Origin of the sequence: Chryseobacterium cucumeris (assembly GCF_016775705.1) — a bacterium.
GTDB lineage: Bacteria > Bacteroidota > Bacteroidia > Flavobacteriales > Weeksellaceae > Chryseobacterium > Chryseobacterium cupriresistens.
Genome location: NZ_CP068760.1, coordinates 4,209,714 through 4,228,005 on the forward strand (window position 1 = coordinate 4,209,714; position 18,292 = coordinate 4,228,005).

Genomic DNA, 18,292 nt, shown 5'->3' on the forward strand with positions numbered 1-18,292 from the left:
GCCGGAATGGTCATTTTGAATATTTTCCAGGCTTAATATTCCCTACCTTAGAGATCACTTAGTAAAATTATTTTTATGGAAAAAAGAAAGATCAAAAACACCGATTTAACGATTGCGCCCATCAACTTCGGAGGAAATGTTTTTGGATGGACGCTGGACGAGAAACAGTCTTTTGATATACTGGACCGCTTTGCTGAAGCAGGATTCAATTTTATTGATACTGCAGATACCTATTCATGGTGGGTGAACGGGAAAGGCGGACAATCTGAAGAGATCATCGGAAAGTGGATGAAAAGCAGAGCTAACCGTAATGACATTGTTTTGGCAACCAAAGTAGGTTCAGAAACAAAAGAACACGGTTATGACATCAGCAAAAAACACATTCTTAAATCTGTAGATGAGTCGCTGCAAAGACTTCAGACCGATCACATCGATCTTTATTATACCCACTTTGACGATAACATTACTCCTGTAGAAGAAACTCTTTCTGCTTATGATGAGATTATCAGGGCAGGGAAAGTACGTTATATTGCGGCTTCCAACTTATCACCGGAACGTTTGAAGGCATCATTTGAAGCTGCAGAAAAGAATAACCTTCCTAAATATGTTGCGTTACAGCCTCATTACAATCTCATGGAAAGAGAGGGTTTTGAGCAAAATTATGCTCCTCTGGCAGAGCAGTTTGATTTAAGTGTCTTTCCTTATTGGTCTTTGGCAGCAGGTTTTTTAACCGGTAAATACCGCGATGAAGCAGATCTGACAAAAAGTGCAAGAGGTGAGGGCGTAAGAAAATATTTAAATCCTAAAGGACTGGAAGTCTTAAAAGCGCTGGATCAGGTAAGTGCAAAGCATCATACAACACAGGGAACAGTTTCTCTGGCATGGCTGTTATCTAATCCTCTGATTACAGCACCCATTGTAAGTGCTACCAGTGCTTCCCAGCTTGAAACGGTCTTCAATGCACCAAAACTTGTTCTGGATCAGGAAGATATTGCTTTACTGAATAACGCAAGCAACTAATTTTCTCAACTTTATTATAGATTAAAATTAAATCCGTTCATTGCTGAACGGATTTTTTTGTTATTTGGCAACGCTCACCACCCCGTCAAAAATTCTTTGAATTTTCGCCACCCCTCCGGAGGAGGGGAATTGAGGTTTCCGATTGTTATATTCTGTTATTACTATTAATCGGAATATTCTTTCAGAAGCTGTCTGTAGCTCATTAATATGGAAGATTTTGAGATAAAACCGATGAAATCATTATTCTCACTTACTACAGGTAAATTCCATACTCCCGTATCATCAAAGGTCTGGAGAATATCCAGGGGTTTATTTTCACGATGAAGAACGGCAGGTGGCGCTTTCATGATCTGGGTAACCGTCTGGGACGTTTCGATTTCTTTGTTAAAAAGGTAAGGTCTTATATCATCCAATGTCAGAACTCCTTTCAATTTTCTGTTCTCATCCACAACGGCGAAAATATTTTTATTACCGTTCTTTACCATTTCAAACAATTCTGTAACAGAAGCATTTTCATTAATGGTCTGGGAATATTTGTCAATAAAATCTTCAGTTCTTAAGGCAAAGAGAAGGTTCTTATCGTGTTTATTCGTAAAAATTTTTCCTTCATCAGCCAAGGATTTTAATTCCGGAGAAATCGGGGAAAACCATTTGGCAATAAGATAAGATATAATGGATACAATCATGAGAGGAATAAATAAATCATACCCGAAGCTAGATTCAGCGATCAGGAAAATCGCAGTAAGAGGAGCATACAGAACACCGCTCATTGCTCCTGCCATTCCTACCAAAACGAGATTGGTCACCGGAACATCTGAAAATCCTAAATGCTGGCAAACCAATGCAAACAGGTATCCCAAAGTTCCTCCCGCAAAAAGAGACGGAGCAAAGTTACCGCCGTTTCCCCCGCTAAAAATCGTAAATGAAGTGGCAAAAGCCTTTAAAAGCAATACCAGAATAAGAAATATGATAATGGTCCAGTCTCCGATCTCAAAATATCTGAAAAAACTGTTTTCAATAATAGAATAGGTATTTCCGTTGGTGAAAGCCTTTACGGTTTCGTAACCTTCCCCGAACAAAGGAGGAAAAAGTACACATAACAGGGAAAGGACAGCTCCTCCGAACATCGCTTTACGCATTCTTGAAAGCTGAAGACCTTTTATAAAATGTTCTACTTTTTGAGAAATAATCACAAAATAACGGGCATATAATCCCGTAACAATCCCTAAAATAAGATAGTACGGAACATTTTTATAGTTGAAGGGATCTCTGGTATAAAACCTGAAAAGAACATCTTCCTGAAGTAAAATTCTTGATAAAAGACTTCCGCAAACCGCAGCTACAACCAACGGAATGAAATCGGTGAAAACTACTCCGGTTAAAAGAATTTCAAAGGCAAACATAATCCCCGCAATAGGAGCATTAAATGCTGAAGCGATCCCGGCAGTTGCCCCGGCAGCCAGTAACAACGTACGTTCTTTATAACTTAACCTGTAGGTTTGTGCATAGTTGGAACCGATAGCAGCTCCGGTAACGGCAATAGGGCTTTCCAATCCTGCAGAACCTCCCAATCCTACGGTAACAGCACTTTGTATCACCTGAGAATACATTTTAACGGAGGCCACAATACTGGAATTCTGTGCAATTTCGTATAAAATAGCCCCGATTCCTTTACGATCCTGACCTTTAAACAAGGTAAGAACAATCATCGTTGTCAGAACGATTCCTAAAAAAGGAAAAACAATATAGAATAAAATCTGATATTCAAAATGAACTTTATTGGTAATAAAATAATGAATATTGTGCACCAGTGTTTTCAGGATAACTCCCGCAAGACCAGCCGTGCAGCCTACCAGAATTCCGGAAAGAACAAGAAACTGATTTCTGCTCAGCCTGTTGTTCAGCCAATGCAGGATAAGCTCATAACTTCGTGCTTTTTCCAGTCCGTATTTCTGGAAATCTCTTTTAAATTTAAGGAAACTGAGGTACTTTTTTTTGTTGTGAATTTTCACCGTCGAAATATTTTACACTATCATCAGATTGATACAGTTCTGTAAATTTATGAAATATATCACAAAAAATATAGTAATGAGCCTTTTTCAAACTATAGCGATGACTGTTTATTTCTATTAATCTTCCCTTATATCTTTCGTTTTTCCTGAAAAAATAAGCCCAACAGCCAATGCTCCAATGATTCCTGCACCTGCCAAGATCAAAGGTTTTTTAGAAACAGATAATAGTGTTTTCCCATCAATTCCCATATTTCCTGAGGAAGATTGGCGGACATTTCCACCTGTATTTTCTGCCTTATTGGCTTTCTTCATTATCATTCTCATTCCTGCAGAAGATACATAACGGATGATTCCCGGAAACATTTCATATAAATTTTTAAAAACAACAGCTGACCAGTCCGGATAAGAGGCTTCAGTTGGATTTTTAGCTGTTTTCACAATAGCAGCAGCCAGCTCACGGGGATCAAACGATGGAGGAGGTGTGCTGAGCTTTATTCCTGAATAATTGGCAGCATGTTCTATTCCTGATGATTTCTGAAAACCGGGATAAAGCGCACAAATATGGATATCAGGAAAGTCTGAAACTTCACCCTGCAGGGTTTCTACCATTCCGCGAACGCCAAATTTCGAGGCCGTATAGGCTGTTCCATAAGGTGCCGGCATCCATCCGCCAATAGAAATATTATTCAGTAAGACTCCTTTTTTCTGCTTTTTAAAAACAGGAAGCACTGCATGTGCCGAATGCATATACCCCAAAAGGTTGGTTTTCACAATCTGATCGCTGATATCTACCGGAATTTCTTCAAATTTTCCAAATGCAAGCACTCCTGCATTATTGACCCAATAATCAATTTTCCCGCTGAATTCCAAAGCTTCTCTGACAAGGTTCTGAACATCTTCTGCAACGGAAGTATCGGTAGGAACAGCAATCACTGTAGCTCCCAGTTTTCTGCATAATTCTGCAGTTTCTGCCAGTGCTTCTTCTCCTCTTGCTGCCAATACCAGATCAGCTCCCTGTTCGGCAAAAGCTTCTGCCGTAGCCTTACCAACTCCGCTTGAAGCACCGGTGATGACGACTGTTTCTCCAAAAAACGGAGGTCTTCTTTGATTTTTCATAATATGATAGATTTAAGTGTTTTGTTTTTTATCATGATCCGTTTCCTGTATTTCTTTTCGGAAAGAGAATAAGCCGGATGGATGGATTATTGGTGATGAATAGCCGGAACCAGTCCATGGCCAGTTGAAGTTTATTTTTAAACCCTACCAGCGGAATGATGTGGATGAAAAGCCAGGTAAGCCAGGCTATAAAACCGTTAAAGGAATTTTTCGGAAGATCTACTACCGCGTTGTATTTTGATATGATGGCCATACTTCCTTTATCATTGTACCGGAATTGTTCCAGGATTTTTCCGTCTTCTATCCGTTTAAAATTGGAAGCGAGATTTTTAGCCTGCTGAATGGCAACCTGAGCCAGCTGAGGATGTCCTTTTGGATATTTTTCTTCTGTCAGCATCAGACATATGTCTCCCAACGCATAAATATTGGTAGTTCCGGTTACTTTATTATAGTCATCCACCAATATTCGTCTGCCTTTCCCGATAGTTTCTTCCGGCAGACCGGGGATTTCTTTTCCAATGACACCGGAAGTCCAGATCAGGGTTTCTGTTTCAATAGAATTTCCATCGCTCAGAATGACTTTACAGTCTTTATAATCTTTTACAGATACATTCAAAAGGATTTTCACTCCTAATTCTTTCAGCTTCTCATAGGCCGTTTTCTGGGCCAGCTGGCTCATAGGCGAAAGTAAAGTAGGTAAAGCATCAATAAGATAAAGATTGGAAAGTCCCAGTTTGATTTCCGGATATTCTTTCTGGGCTATATATTTTCCCATTTCCGCAAGCATTCCTGCCAGTTCTACTCCTGTAGGTCCACCTCCGGCAATCACGATATTTTGAAGTTTTTCGGCTTCTTTAATGTCTTTATTTCTAGCGGCTTCTTCCAGAGTCAGCAGAATATGATTCCTCAGATAGAGTGCTTCTTCTATATTTTTCATCGGAAGCGAACATCTCTTTACATTTTCCATTCCAAAAAAATTAGTCTCTGTCCCTAATGCCAGTACCAGATAATCATAACTGAGAATCCCCGTATCAGTTTCTATGGTCTTATTTTCAGGATTTACCCTGAGAAGGCTGCCCATGTGAAATTTCACATTTTTATTGTTTGAAAACAGTTTTCTGAAAGGATAACTGATATTGGAAGCTTCTATAAACGAAGTAGCTACCTGATAGATAAGTGGCGGGAAAAAATGATAATTGTTTTTATCAACCAGAGTTATTCTGAACCTTTTATCATTTCTGAGAGATTTGATAAGGTTGATGCCCGCAAATCCTCCTCCTACGATTAGAATATGCTTTTTCATAGTATGTGATTATTTCAAATGGTGTACTGAAATTCATTCAATAACAAGACCAAAGGAGCTGCGAAATAAATATTTAACATAATATTCAAAATACTGAAATAGCTATTGTTCCGGCAGCTGGTACGGATTTCAGTGTTTCATTACAATTTTCTTTTTAACATTTCTATGGAGGGCAGCATGATGTTTGTACTGTAACAATCATCCAACACTTTAAATATTCAACATATGAAATCAGACATTTTAACAGAAAAGCACCGACTGGGAATAGGGGGTGTAGCAATAGGAACAGCTTTTGAAAACATTACGGATGAACAGGCTCATGAAATATTACAGACGGCCTGGGATAGCGGGGTGCGGTATTATGATACTTCTCCGTGGTACGGATTAACCAAAAGTGAAAGAAGATTTGGACATTTTCTTACAGATAAAGACAGGGATGATTTTATTTTCTCAACCAAAGTGGGGAGACTTTTTCAACAGGTTCCGGAATCTGAAGTTCCTCCAACGATGTGGAAAAAGCCTCTTAACTATGACTTCTTCCATGATTATACATCTTATGCTGTACAAAAATCCATTGAAGACAGCCTGGAAAGAACCGGATTGAGTCATATTGATATTGTTTATATTCATGATCTGTCTGAAGATCAGGTAGGGGACCGTTATCCTTATTTTCTGAAACAGGCAAGAAACGGAGCTTTTAAAATTCTTTCTGAACTTCGCAGTCAGGGAATTATAAAGGCATGGGGAATGGGTGTTAATAAAATAGAACCTATTTTAGACTGTATTGAATCTGCTGATCCTGATATCTGTCTGTCGGCCACGCAATATTCTATTCTGGAGCATGAAGATGCTGTGGACCGTCTTCTTCCTGCAGTTAAAAAAGCAGGGGTAAAACTGGTTTCGGGAGCTGGGTACAATTCAGGCTATATAGCAGGAAGAGAACGCTATAATTATAAAGATGTAATTCCTAAAGGAATGCATGAAAAGCGAGCCAGGATGACTTCCATTGCCGAAAAATACAATATAAGCCTTATTGATGCCGCACTGCATTTTGTACTGGCCGCTGACGAATTCGCTTCCATTATTCCCGGTGCCAGCCAGCCTGAGCAGGTGAAAGATAATATGAATGCCTTGCAAACCAACATTCCTGCCGAATTCTGGAAAGAATTAAAAAATGAAGGACTGATTTACGAAAAGGCGCAGTTTCCTGAGTAAATAAAGGTAACCATTGTCGTTAACTAACTCAAAAGCCCGATTCTTTCCTGAATCGGGCTTTTCTTTATACTACCTTTGCTTTACGGATTATTTTCGCCAATAAGCCTGGAAAAAATCGTTTCAGGTAAACAGCCATCACTTCTTTACCACCTATCGCTTTCTGTCTTTTCTGTTTCTCTATGGCATAAAGCATTTTTTTGGCGAAGATATCTACAGGCATGCCATTCTTCGTAGCATCATCCATTGTGCCCTGTAATGAACCATCTCCGGTGACTGCATTAATAGAAATATCAGTCTGTATAAAACCCGGGCAGATCATCGTAATCTTAATATTCTGGCTGAATAATTCTGCCCGCAACGCATCAAAAAAACCGTGTAAAGCATGTTTTGCACCTGCATATCCGCTTCTCATAGGGGCTCCAAAAATTCCCATAAGACTGGATACAACAGCAATCTGTCCTCCTTTATTTTCAATCATATAAGGTACAACTGCTTTAGTAAGTGCTACAGTTCCGATATAATCAGTATCGATTAGTTGTTTGTCCACTTCAATATCTGTTTCCATGGCTAACGACCGTTGTGACAATCCGGCATTATTAATCAGAATATCAATCTTTCCAAACTTCTCAGCTGCCTTCGCTGCAATGGCTGGCATTTCTTTATAATTTTTAAGATCTAAAGGAATGACCGCATACCGATCTGTACTTAGGCCGGCATTTTCAGCCACGGAATGAAGCTGTCCTTCTTTTCTGGAAGAAAGAATAATTTTGGCATTACTCTTTCTCGTAAGCTCTTTCACTAAAGCTTCTCCAATGCCTGATGATGCACCTGTGATCCAAATGACTTTATGATCAAAATAACTGCTCATGTTCAATACTATTATTTAGTTTTAAAGTCCGCAATATATTTTCCCGCTTTCATTCCAGAGAAGATGCAGCCTCCTAAAAATGTTCCTTCCAAAGCTCTGTAGCCATGCATTCCGCCGCCTCCAAAGCCTGCAGCTTCTCCGGCAGCATAGAGTCCTTCAATAATACTGTCATCCTCTCTCAGCACCTGACCATTCAGATTGGTTTTTATTCCGCCTAACGTTTTGCGGGTTAAAATATTAAGACGTACAGCAATCAAAGGCCTGTTTTCAGGATCTAAAATTTTGTGGGGAGCCGCTACACGCCCGAGTTTATCTCCTAAATAATTTCGGGTGTTTCGTATATAATTAATTTGAGTGTCTTTTGAAAATTTATTGTTGAGTTCGCGGTCTCTGGCTTCAATCTGTGATTTTATTTTTTCATATTTAAGGAGATTATTTCCTGCCAGTTCATTCATTCTTTTAACCAGATCTTCCAGGTTATCTGATACAATAAAGTCTTTTCCGTGCTCTTTAAAAGCCTCTACCGGTCCCGGAGCCTTTTTACCAAAAATCCTTTTCAAAAAAAGAGCATAATCTTTATTGGTGATATCCGGATTCTGTTCCGAACCTGAAAGAGCAAATTCTTTTTTAATAATTTTCTGGGTAAGAATAAACCAGGAATAAGAAAATCCGGTTTCCTGGATATACTGTAAAGTTCCCAATGTATCAAAACCGGGAAGAAAAGGAGCGGGGAGACGTTTTCCTTTTGCATCAAACCATAATGATGAAGGCCCGGGCAATATGCGGATTCCGTGATTGGGCCAGATAGGATTCCAGTTTTGTAACCCTTCCGTATAGTGCCACATCCTGTCCGGATTGATGATATGAGCTCCGGCATGTTCTGCAATGCCTATCATTTTTCCATCCACATAAGCAGGAACACCACAGACCATATTTTCAGGTGCTCTTCCCAATCTTTCCGGCCAGTTTTTTCTTACCAGCTCATGATTGGCACCAATTCCTCCTGAAGCAATGATGATATTAGGAGCTGTATACTCAAATGCAGAGATGATATTCCTGTTCGTTGCAGCACCTCTTTCCTGGTTATCATTTTCCAGAATATCTCCTTTAAGGCCTTTAATTTTGCCGTCTTCCTCTATCAATTCAGTTACCCGGTGTCTGAATTTCATCTGAAGCAGTCCTTTTTCCTGAGCTTTGTAAGCTTTTTCTACAAAGGGTTTTACCACGCCTGTGCCTGTTCCCCAACTCACATGAAAACGGGGTACGGAATTTCCATGACCCGTTGCCGAACCATCACCACGCTCTGCCCAGCCCACCATAAACATCAGCCTGATTCCCAGTTTGGAAATATAATCGTACTTTTCACCGGCAGCAAATTTCAGATAAGCTTCAGCCCACTGGCGGGGCCAGTAATCTTCCGGACGATCAAAACCAGCGGTACCTTTCCAGTCCTGCAGTGCCAGCTCATAAGAATCTTTAATTCCCATTCTTCTTTGCTGGGGGGAATTAATCAGAAATAATCCTCCAAATGACCAGAATGCCTGTCCGCCGATATTCTGCTCTGTTTCCTGATCCAGAAGCAATACTTTTTTTCCGGCATTGGTAATTTCCATCGCCGCGGTAAGCCCTGCCAGTCCGGTTCCGATAATAATTGTATCAGGCTGGAATTTTTCTTTCATTGTTAAGCGTGTTTTGATTCAACAATACGTTAGATAAATGTATAAAATTATTCGGAATCGGGTTTAAAATTAAAAATTTAAATAAGCCTGCTTTGAGTAATCAGCCCTGAACTCTGAACTTTTCAACTTATCTTTGTGAAAAATAGAAGAATGAAGTATTTGTTTATCATTGCCTGCCTGGTTTGTTCCATATTCAGTCAGGCACAGCAAAAACAGGATCCATGGAAAGACAGCCAGCTGATGGATCCGGCATTACTGGCTTCCAGAATTGAAAATCAAAAAACAAACGATCTGGTCATCATTTCAGTAGGACCTGAAGCTATTGTGAAGGGTTCTGTAGACATCGGACCGACTCATGAACCTGAAAACCTGGAAAAACTGAGAAATTATCTTAAAGATATTCCTAAGAACAGAGAAATTGTGATCTATTGTGGCTGCTGTCCTTTTGTAAAATGTCCTAATATTCGTCCTGCATTTGCATTGTTAATGGAATTGGGCTTCAAAAATGCAAAGCTTTTAAACCTTCCGAAAAACATCAAAACAGATTGGCTGGATAAAAATTATCCTACAAATGATTAATATGAAAAACTCTTTAACAATATTATTTTTCATACTGTTTTCAGGATATATTTCTGCCCAGAACACCATAGAAGTAGGGAAGAAAGCTCCTGAAATAACAATGACAAAGGCAGATGGAACTTCATTTTCTCTTTCAGCATTAAAAGGGAAACTGGTTCTGATCGACTTCTGGGCAACCTGGTGCGCACCCTGCGTAGAAGAACAACCTCAACTGAAAACAATGTATGACACTTATTCCGGGCAGGTTAAAAAAAATCAGTTTGAAATAGTGGGCGTTTCTTTAGACAAGAATAAGGAAAGCTGGCAGAAAGCAATCGACAGGTTTCAGATCAACTGGATACAGATCAGCGATTTAAAATTCTGGAAAAGCCCTGTAGCAAAACTGTATGAAGTAGATGAGCTTCCCTTTAATGTTATTATTGACGGACAGGGAACGATTATAGCTAAAAACCTTCATGGCCAGGAACTGGAAGATTTTATTAAGAAAAATTTGATACAGAATTAAACAAGTTATTTTTCCAGTGATAATATAAAAGAGTGGTAAGTTATTGTACCACTCTTTTTAGTTGAAAAAGATAGAAGCATTTGTGTCTTAGAATCGTTTTTATAATCATGTAAAATATCTTATGAAGACCGATTACTGATTATGGGGGAAATTCATTATTATGTCTTATCTGAATGTAAATATACTAAATTGTATTTATTAAATCACTTTATATTGAAATATTAAAAAGATTTAATATTGCATACAATAGATCTCAATAATAAAAAGTGCAATTTATGCTGAAACTAAAACTTTTATACCTTTTTCAAAGTTGTTGATATACAAAATGATAAGTGTATGTTTTCGCATACTAATTTTGTTTCTATGAAAAAGAGTTTTTACCTTCGTTTGGCACTTTCAGTGATATTACTGATGCATAGTGTGATTTCTATTTTCAGTGGGGATGTGAATGATTTCGGACATGCTTATCTGGACAGATTGGGTTTCAGCCCTGCAGGAATTTATATAGCCTGGGCCATAAAACTGACTCATCTTTTATCAGTGCCTTTACTCTGGATTGACCAATGTATCAAGCCTGTAGCGGTCTGTAATATTCTCATTTTTATTTCCGGGATTTATTATGTTCACTGGCAAAATGGTTGGTTTGTAGTAGGAGGCGGAAACAATGGGATCGAATTCAATGTCCTGCTGATCTTATGCTTTTTCAATCTCATGTATCCTGAAGTCTCTTTATATTTTATGAATAAAAATAAGAGTTAACCTATTCCAGAATCTTTGCCACGTAAAATGATTCAGAAGAAACAGTTTGTAGATTTTTGGCTTCATTTGATAGACTTATATGTTTATATTTGGGTTAATAAATGGTACTTTGTACTTTTAAATCATCATAAGCTTGAAATCAGACAGTCAATCTAAATGGCGGATTCATTTGCTTTTTTGGATCTTGTATTATACGCTGGAAGTTTACCTTGACTTTTACTGGTCCAGGTATCAGTTTCCTGATTTCAAATGGCAGCTAAGGCTTCAGAATGCCCTTATGCTGGAACTGTGTTATTTTTTGGTTAAAATTCCGTTAGCCTATGTGTTGCTGTATGTATATGAAAAGGTTAATCTTAAATTTGTTTTTAAATATATTCTCTATATTTTCATTGTAACAGCAGCTGTCTTTGGCCATCGTTTTGTAACACATTTTATCATATATCCTGATATCTATGGTGTTATTGAAACATTGGACGGCAAGCAGGTCTCCGGATTTATCAATGGTTATGTGGCTTTCAATTCTTTCATGGATCTTATTTTTATGACAGGTCTTATTTTCGGGGTTGAAATTACCCGGCAGAAAAATATACTCAAAGAACAGATCTCTCAGTTAAAGTCAGAAAAACTGGATCAGGAACTTACTATGCTGAAAGCGCAGATCAATCCCCATTTTCTTTTCAATACCCTCAATAATATCTACGGAATGGCTATGAAAAAAGCAGACGAAACTCCCGATGTTATTCTGCAGCTTTCCAAAGTAATGCGGTATAATATTTATGAAGCTGCAGAAAAAAACATTTTTATAGCCAAGGATATTGAAAATATTAAAGATTTTATACAGATTCAGAAGATCCGGTACCATCAGCTGACTGTGAATTTTTCTGAAAATATCGATAATCCTTCACAGGAAATTTCACCCCTGATATTGATACAGTTTGTAGAAAATGCCTTTAAACATGGCGTTTCTGAAAGTCTGGGAGAAGCATTTATTACCGTTGATATTCATTTAAAGAACGGAAATCTTACTTACCTAGTAGAAAATTCCAGACAGGAAAAATCTCATGAAAATTCCACCAAAATAGGACTGAAAAATATCCGGAGACAGCTTGAACTTCTTTATCCAAAACATACGCTTTCCGTGGAAGATGAGAGCAACCGCTATACTGTAACTTTAACCATTGATTTTCATGACACCATCAACCTCTAAAAAATACAATTGCATTATCGTAGAAGACGAACCTATTGCAGCAGAAATTCTTGAAAATTTTATATTACGGGATCAGGAACTGAATCTGGTAGGAAAATGTGCAGATGCAGTATATGCCAGCAGTCTTTTAAGTATTCATGATGTAGATTTAATGTTTCTTGATCTTCATCTTCCGGTTCTAAAAGGTTTTGATTTTCTAAGGAAAATAAAAAATCCTCCTTTTGTAATTGTTACAACAGCGTATCATCAATATGCAGTAGAAGGCTATGAGCTTGATATCACGGATTATCTGATGAAACCCATTCCATATGACCGCTTTCTGACTGCTATTGATAAATTCAAGCATTTAATGGAAGCAGAAGATGCATTACTCGAAGTTTCTGAACGCGATTTTATATTCCTGAACAGTGGTAAAAAGAAGGTTAAAATTGTTCTTCAGGATATTTTTTACATCGAAAGTTTAAGAGAATACATTAATATTCATACAAAAACGGAAACTCTCACTTTTAAAATGCCCATCAGTAAAATAGAAGAAGCGTTGAATCCCAAAATGTTTGTCCGTATCCACAAATCCTATATTATTTCCCGGCCAAAAATAGAAGTAAAATCTGCCAATATTATTCAGGTGAATGGAAAAAAGCTGCCTGTGGGGAGAACTTATAAACCGTTGATTGAACTTTAAAACCAACATCAAAGCTCTTGAATTTCATCCCGATTCTCTAAAGAAGATTATTAGAAAACTTCAAAATTTTTCAGATACTGGTCCGTTGTAGATAGTTAATCCTTTATTACTTAGAATTTTAGTAGATCTTAGTCTGCCGTTGATATATTCCTTTCACTGTATTCTTCACCAATTGTTGAATTTTGATTAACAATACGTTAAAAAAATTAATAATTATGAAATACAAGTTAAAGCTTTTAAGTGTGGGAGTCGCTTTTTTCATAGGAAGCGAAACCTATTTCAGCCAGGGAAAGCAGGACACACTTACCACTAAAAATATAGAAGGTATCGTGGTAACTGCTTTAGGCATAAAAAGAGAAAAAAGATCGCTGGGATATTCTACACAGGAAGTAAAAGGAGAGGACCTCACCAGAAATCCCACAACCAATTTTATGAACAATTTATCTAGAAAAGTGGCCGGGCTTGAGATCAGACAATCAACTAATTTTGGTGGCTCCGTGGATGCAGTGTCCCGGGGATACAAATCTATCCTGGGGGACAATCAGGCACTTTTTGTAGTAGATGGTGTTCCGATCATCAACAGAAATATTAATTCTCTTGCTCAACAAAATGGATTCAACGGGTATGATTATGGCAGCCCTGTTTCAGATATCAACCCCAATGATATTGAGACAGTGAATGTACTCAAGGGTGCCGCTGCCGCTGCTTTATATGGTTCAAGAGCTCAAAACGGCGCCATTATCATCACTACCAAAAAAGGTAAAAAGAACAAACAGGGGATTGGCCTCGAGTATAGTGGGAGCTTGTCTGTTTCTTCCATTGATAAATCCACATTTCCTGAATACCAGACCCAGTATGGACAGGGATACCTGGGAAATACTTTAATCCCTTATCAAAACGGCTCACTGGTTTATTTCTGGAATGATGCTTCTTACGGAGTTCCTTATGACCCTAATCTTTCAGTATGGCAATATGATGCGTTTATTCCTGACTCTCATAATTTTGGAAGACAGACTCCATGGGTAATGGCTAAAAACGGTCCTATTACCTTTTTTGATAAAGCTACTAACCGAACCAATAATATCGCATTCAGCGGGGCTAATGACCGGGCTTCCTTCAGACTAAGCTATACCAACACCAGTGCAACGGATATTATGCCGAATTCTTATCTGGTCAAAAATAATTTGGGGGGAAATGCTTCTTATAAAATTACAGATAATCTTACAGCTAGCATTTTTGCCAATTATATTGTACAAAGTACCAAAGGAAGAAATTCCACAGGGTATGGTGACAATATTATGGGAAATTTCCGACAATGGTGGGCAACAAATGTAGATATTCAATATCAGAAATATCTCTTTGATACTTTTAATAAGAATTATACCTGGAATATGAAAAATCCTGTGAACCTGTCACCCGCTTATTGGGATAATCCTTATTTTACGAGATATAAGAATTACCAGAATGATAAGAGAGAACGCTTTGCAGGAAATTTCAGTATGAGCTATGATCTTTCCAAAGAGGTGAATATACTGGCTAGAGTAGGTACGGACGGATACAATATGATTACTGAAGAAAGAAGAGCTGCCGGTTCTATTCCTGCTTTTTTCAGTTTCAATCCAATAGAACAGCCTTCCGGATATGCAGTGACCAATCTGCGCTTTACAGAAACCAATTATGATCTCATAGCTACGTATAAAAAGAACATTGTCGAAAACCTCAATCTTCAGGTTCTTTTGGGTGGAAATATTAATGTACAAACCAGCTATTCCAATGCACAGACAACATCCGGCGGACTTTATATTCCAGGACTTTATACCATTTCCAATTCCGCGGCAACCCCGGCAAAGCCTTTGATTACAGATACTTCAAAATATATTTACGGAGCTTTTATTCAGGCTTCTGTAGGATATAAAAATACCTATTATCTGGAAGGAACTTTCAGAAGAGACCAATCTACAGCGTTGCCCAAAGGGAAAGAAGCATATTATTATCCTTCCGTTTCAGCAAGTATGGTATTTTCCAGTTTGCTAAAAAAAGAATGGCTAAGTTTCGGAAAGTTTAGGGCTGCCTATGCGGAAGTTGGCTCGGACACTGGCGCAGATCAATTAATAAACCGGTTTATTCCACAGGCTTCTTTTGCTAACAACCCGGTTTACTCTTATAATACAACTTTAAGAAATGCCGACCTTATGCCTCAAAAACTGAAGAATTTTGAAATAGGAACCAATATGCAGTTTTTCAAAAACAGATTGGGATTTGATCTTTCCTGGTTCAGGAATATTGCATTTAACCAGATTCTTCCGCTTCCTGTATCTTTAGCAACGGGTTCAGCAGCAAAAATTCAAAATACGGGAGAGTTAACCACAAAAGGAATTGAATTGTCTTTAAATATCACACCGCTAAAATTCAATAATTTCAACTGGGATGTAATGCTCAACTGGTCCAATCCTAAAACCAAAGTAACTGCACTCAGGGAAGGTATTGAAAATATAACCATCGGTACATTACAGGGAGGTATCAGTATCAATGCACCTCTCAATAAAGAATATGGAAGCATCTGGGGTGCAGATTTTGTCTATGATCCGAATGGGAATAAAATTGTAGGGAAAAACGGAGCCTATCTTCATACTGATGATTCTGATCACAATCTTGGAAGTTTTCAACCTGATTTTATCGCTGGACTAACCAATTCTTTTACCTATAAAAATTTTAATCTAAGTTTTCAGATTGACTGGAGAAAAGGAGGAAAAATATTCTCATTAGACCAGTATTATGGATATGGAACCGGACTTTATCCTGATTCCGTCGGACTAAATGACCTTGGAAACCCTATCAGAAATACACTGGATAACGGAGGTGGTGTTATTTTACCCGGAGTGATGCAGGATCCAAATAATCCGGGAATTTATATTCCAAATACGGTCAGACTTGACAAGTCTATGTCCAGCCAGACATTGGGAACTGATCCTCCTGTTGCTGCTTTTGTGTATGATGCAAGCTTTATAAAACTCCGTCAATTATCTGTTTCTTATACTTTTAATACCAATTTTCTAAGAAACACCGGCATTCAGAATCTTACTGTGGGATTTACAGGAAGTAACCTTTGGATCATTCATAAAAACCTTCCTTATTCAGATCCTGAAGCAGGGATTTCATCGGGAAGTATCCAGGGATACCAGTCCGGAGTTATGCCTGCTACCAGAAATTTTGCCTTCAATGTGAAAGTTAATTTTTAAAAACAATAACAATGAAAAATACAATTATATTAAGTTCATTTCTGGCTTTATTCCTGGCAGGATGTACTTCCGAAGATGTCAATCTTGATCCTCATGTAGCTTATAACATGTCCCCGGAACCTCTTCTTACCTATGCAGAAAAGGAATTGAGCGATTATATGACGACTCCAAGTGTTAATGAAAATAATTTCCGTCTTATCATGCAGTACTGGCAGGAGACCACATATGTGAACGAAAGTAACTATAACTTTACGGCAAGAAATGTTTCCAACAATATATGGGGAGATAATTATGTGAATGTCCTCAACAATCTGAACAAAGCAAAAGAACTTGTGGAACAATACCAACCTGGACCATCAGAGCTGAATACATGGCCCGCAAAGAAGAAAAACCAGCTGGCTGTTATAGATATTCTATCGGTATATACATTTCAGACATTAGCAGATACTTTTGGGGATATTCCGTACAGTCAGGCACTCAATCATCATCAATTTCCTCTTCCGGCTTATGACGATGACAGACAGATTTATGAAAGTTTGATCAGCAGACTGAAAACAGATCTTAATAATTTGGAGGAAGGAGCTGGAACCTTCGGATCGGGTGATATTCTTTACAACGGTGATATTGGAAAATGGAAAAAGTTTGGAAATTCACTGCTTTTAAAACTGGGAATTGCGCTTTCAGATATCAATCCAACGTTGGCACAGTCTACAGTAAATACAGCAATTACAGGAGGTATTATTACAGATGAATCTCAAAATGGTCTTTTCCGGTATCTGGCGGAGACTCCCAATTTCAGTCCATTGTATGAAAACCTTGTGAACAGCGGAAGGGATGACTTTTTTGGAGGAAAACCCTTTATTGATTTTATGAATACGACCTCAGATCCAAGGATAACAAAATATTTTCAGGATGTAGACGGAGAATATATAGGACAGGTCATAGGTTTGGCGGGGGAGTTTTCTGCATTTTCAGCACCAGGAATTTTTGCTTATACTCCTATAACTCCAGGAAATCTGATGACGCATACGGAAGTGGCTTTTTATCTTGCTGAAGCAGCAGCCAGGTTTGGGATAGGAGGCAGTCCGGAAACTTTATATAAAAATGCAGTTAGGATTTCGTTCCGTGAATGGGGGTTTTCTGATCAGGATGCTCAAACATATCTAACAAACAATCCTTATAACGCTTCCAACTGGAAGAAATCTATCGGAGAACAGGCCTGGGTAGCCATGTACAATCATCCGGTGGTTTCCTGGAACTTTTACCGTCGTTTGGATTATCCAGCGCTACAGGCACCACCTACAGCTATTACCAATGCAGAAGGGAAAGTTCCGGTAAGGCTGCAGTATCCCACCTTAGAAGCAACGACTAATGGATCCAATTATGCCAAAGCTGCCACGGCAATTGGAGGAGATAGGCTTACCACCAAAGTATTTTGGGATAGCCATTAAATGAACAAAATCCTTAATATCTTCCTTTTTCATATCGATTATTTTGTATCCTTAAGCCTGTATAATGCAGGCTTTTTATATTATTTCAAAAAACAGTTGGTAGATAAAAATTGCCCATTTATAGCTATTTTTTTCCGGTTCATATTCATTTGTACATCTTTGAAACTGTAAATAATAAATATTTGAATTATGAAAGTAATCGGAATTTCAAAACTAAGGAGCAGATTCTTTTTAATGTTGGCTTTAGGAAGTATTTTCTTCAGCTGTAAAAACAGTGATGATGATGATCCGGCTCCCGGCTCACATGGCATTGAAGTAGCAACAGGAGTATTCAAGGGTACCATGAAAATCCAGGGGCAAGATTATTACAATGCAATAGTTAATGTTTCAAAGACAGGTGATTCCTATGTTAAAGTACAGCCTAAATCAGGTGAAGCGTATTCAGCAGCAACCTCTAAAACCTTCAATGTTACCAATTCTGCTGGAGTAAGTGTTTCGGGCAATGACAGCCAGGGTAGTTTTAACTACATGATTTCATCAAAATCACTTCAGATCAGCACTCAGAAAGCATCCGAAAATGAGGTAGCTTTTTATTTTGAAGGCGAAAAGCAATAATACAATAAAATGTGGTTGGTTTATTATTCGAATGTTGAATAA

General features: G+C 38.2%; 15 protein-coding genes. 10 read left to right on the forward strand and 5 right to left on the reverse strand.

The window, feature by feature from the left end; all coding sequences use genetic code 11:
* The first annotated feature begins 75 nt into the window (after positions 1–75).
* Positions 76–1,020: an aldo/keto reductase gene (locus tag JNG87_RS18790; RefSeq protein ID WP_202840333.1), complete on the forward strand. Its 945-nt coding sequence runs from the start codon at positions 76–78 to the stop codon at positions 1,018–1,020.
* A gap of 164 nt (positions 1,021–1,184) precedes the next feature.
* Here the strand turns inward: JNG87_RS18790 and JNG87_RS18795 are convergent, their stop codons facing one another.
* From JNG87_RS18795 to JNG87_RS18805, 3 genes are all read right to left on the reverse strand, one after another.
* Positions 1,185–3,032 (reverse strand): chloride channel protein, encoded by a 1,848-nt coding sequence (locus JNG87_RS18795; RefSeq protein ID WP_202840335.1) that lies wholly within the window; start codon positions 3,030–3,032, stop codon positions 1,185–1,187.
* A gap of 117 nt (positions 3,033–3,149) precedes the next feature.
* Positions 3,150–4,148 carry an SDR family oxidoreductase gene (locus JNG87_RS18800; protein ID WP_202840337.1) on the reverse strand — a complete coding sequence of 333 codons (999 nt, stop codon included), beginning with the start codon at positions 4,146–4,148 and terminating at the stop codon, positions 3,150–3,152.
* 31 nt (positions 4,149–4,179) lie between these two features.
* Positions 4,180–5,451 carry an NAD(P)/FAD-dependent oxidoreductase gene (locus JNG87_RS18805; RefSeq protein ID WP_202840339.1) on the reverse strand — a complete coding sequence of 424 codons (1,272 nt, stop codon included), beginning with the start codon at positions 5,449–5,451 and terminating at the stop codon, positions 4,180–4,182.
* A 225-nt stretch (positions 5,452–5,676) separates the two neighbouring features.
* Between JNG87_RS18805 and JNG87_RS18810 the strand changes: the two genes are divergently transcribed.
* The gene (locus tag JNG87_RS18810; RefSeq protein WP_202840341.1) at positions 5,677–6,666 is read left to right on the forward strand and encodes an aldo/keto reductase; all 990 of its coding nucleotides are present in this window, start codon (positions 5,677–5,679) and stop codon (positions 6,664–6,666) included.
* A 64-nt stretch (positions 6,667–6,730) separates the two neighbouring features.
* On the opposite strand, the gene JNG87_RS18815 is transcribed toward JNG87_RS18810, so the two are convergent.
* Positions 6,731–7,534 (reverse strand): SDR family oxidoreductase, encoded by an 804-nt coding sequence (locus JNG87_RS18815; RefSeq protein WP_202840343.1) that lies wholly within the window; start codon positions 7,532–7,534, stop codon positions 6,731–6,733.
* An 11-nt stretch (positions 7,535–7,545) separates the two neighbouring features.
* Entirely contained in the window at positions 7,546–9,213 is a 1,668-nt protein-coding gene (locus tag JNG87_RS18820; RefSeq protein WP_202840346.1) for an FAD-binding dehydrogenase, read from the reverse strand.
* A 150-nt stretch (positions 9,214–9,363) separates the two neighbouring features.
* Between JNG87_RS18820 and JNG87_RS18825 the strand changes: the two genes are divergently transcribed.
* The 8 genes from JNG87_RS18825 to JNG87_RS18860 all read left to right on the forward strand — a co-directional run bounded on the left by JNG87_RS18825 (position 9,364) and on the right by JNG87_RS18860 (position 18,250).
* On the forward strand, positions 9,364–9,792 hold the full coding sequence (locus JNG87_RS18825) for a rhodanese-like domain-containing protein (protein ID WP_202840347.1): 429 nt from the start codon (positions 9,364–9,366) through the stop codon (positions 9,790–9,792).
* Between the two features lies 1 nt (position 9,793).
* Positions 9,794–10,297: a TlpA family protein disulfide reductase gene (locus JNG87_RS18830; RefSeq protein WP_238349619.1), complete on the forward strand. Its 504-nt coding sequence runs from the start codon at positions 9,794–9,796 to the stop codon at positions 10,295–10,297.
* A gap of 363 nt (positions 10,298–10,660) precedes the next feature.
* Positions 10,661–11,056 (forward strand): DoxX family protein, encoded by a 396-nt coding sequence (locus tag JNG87_RS18835; protein ID WP_202840351.1) that lies wholly within the window; start codon positions 10,661–10,663, stop codon positions 11,054–11,056.
* A 169-nt stretch (positions 11,057–11,225) separates the two neighbouring features.
* The gene (locus tag JNG87_RS18840) at positions 11,226–12,263 is read left to right on the forward strand and encodes a sensor histidine kinase (RefSeq protein WP_238349620.1); all 1,038 of its coding nucleotides are present in this window, start codon (positions 11,226–11,228) and stop codon (positions 12,261–12,263) included.
* Complete coding sequence (locus JNG87_RS18845) at positions 12,244–12,945, forward strand: LytR/AlgR family response regulator transcription factor (protein ID WP_202840354.1); 702 nt, start codon at positions 12,244–12,246, stop codon at positions 12,943–12,945. The genes JNG87_RS18840 and JNG87_RS18845 overlap by 20 nt, the downstream gene beginning before the upstream one ends.
* A 215-nt stretch (positions 12,946–13,160) precedes the next feature.
* Positions 13,161–16,184 (forward strand): SusC/RagA family TonB-linked outer membrane protein, encoded by a 3,024-nt coding sequence (locus JNG87_RS18850; protein ID WP_202840356.1) that lies wholly within the window; start codon positions 13,161–13,163, stop codon positions 16,182–16,184.
* Positions 16,185–16,195: 11 nt separating this feature from the next.
* Positions 16,196–17,635 carry a SusD/RagB family nutrient-binding outer membrane lipoprotein gene (locus JNG87_RS18855; protein WP_202840358.1) on the forward strand — a complete coding sequence of 480 codons (1,440 nt, stop codon included), beginning with the start codon at positions 16,196–16,198 and terminating at the stop codon, positions 17,633–17,635.
* Between the two features lie 189 nt (positions 17,636–17,824).
* The gene (locus tag JNG87_RS18860; RefSeq protein WP_202840360.1) at positions 17,825–18,250 is read left to right on the forward strand and encodes a hypothetical protein; all 426 of its coding nucleotides are present in this window, start codon (positions 17,825–17,827) and stop codon (positions 18,248–18,250) included.
* Positions 18,251–18,292: the final 42 nt, after the last annotated feature.

Excerpts from the sequence above, each read along its gene's own strand:
- JNG87_RS18860 (WP_202840360.1), top strand. The coding sequence starts at position 17,825 with ATGAAAGTAATCGGAATTTCAAAACTAAGGAGCAGATTCTTTTTAATG.
- JNG87_RS18810 (WP_202840341.1), top strand. The coding sequence starts at position 5,677 with ATGAAATCAGACATTTTAACAGAAAAGCACCGACTGGGAATAGGGGGT.
- JNG87_RS18825 (WP_202840347.1), top strand. The coding sequence starts at position 9,364 with ATGAAGTATTTGTTTATCATTGCCTGCCTGGTTTGTTCCATATTCAGT.
- JNG87_RS18815 (WP_202840343.1), bottom strand. The coding sequence starts at position 7,534 with ATGAGCAGTTATTTTGATCATAAAGTCATTTGGATCACAGGTGCATCA.
- JNG87_RS18820 (WP_202840346.1), bottom strand. The coding sequence starts at position 9,213 with ATGAAAGAAAAATTCCAGCCTGATACAATTATTATCGGAACCGGACTG.
- JNG87_RS18830 (WP_238349619.1), top strand. The coding sequence starts at position 9,794 with ATGAAAAACTCTTTAACAATATTATTTTTCATACTGTTTTCAGGATAT.
- JNG87_RS18800 (WP_202840337.1), bottom strand. The coding sequence starts at position 4,148 with ATGAAAAATCAAAGAAGACCTCCGTTTTTTGGAGAAACAGTCGTCATC.
- JNG87_RS18805 (WP_202840339.1), bottom strand. The coding sequence starts at position 5,451 with ATGAAAAAGCATATTCTAATCGTAGGAGGAGGATTTGCGGGCATCAAC.
- JNG87_RS18850 (WP_202840356.1), top strand. The coding sequence starts at position 13,161 with ATGAAATACAAGTTAAAGCTTTTAAGTGTGGGAGTCGCTTTTTTCATA.
- JNG87_RS18855 (WP_202840358.1), top strand. The coding sequence starts at position 16,196 with ATGAAAAATACAATTATATTAAGTTCATTTCTGGCTTTATTCCTGGCA.
- JNG87_RS18790 (WP_202840333.1), top strand. The coding sequence starts at position 76 with ATGGAAAAAAGAAAGATCAAAAACACCGATTTAACGATTGCGCCCATC.
- JNG87_RS18835 (WP_202840351.1), top strand. The coding sequence starts at position 10,661 with ATGAAAAAGAGTTTTTACCTTCGTTTGGCACTTTCAGTGATATTACTG.
- JNG87_RS18845 (WP_202840354.1), top strand. The coding sequence starts at position 12,244 with ATGACACCATCAACCTCTAAAAAATACAATTGCATTATCGTAGAAGAC.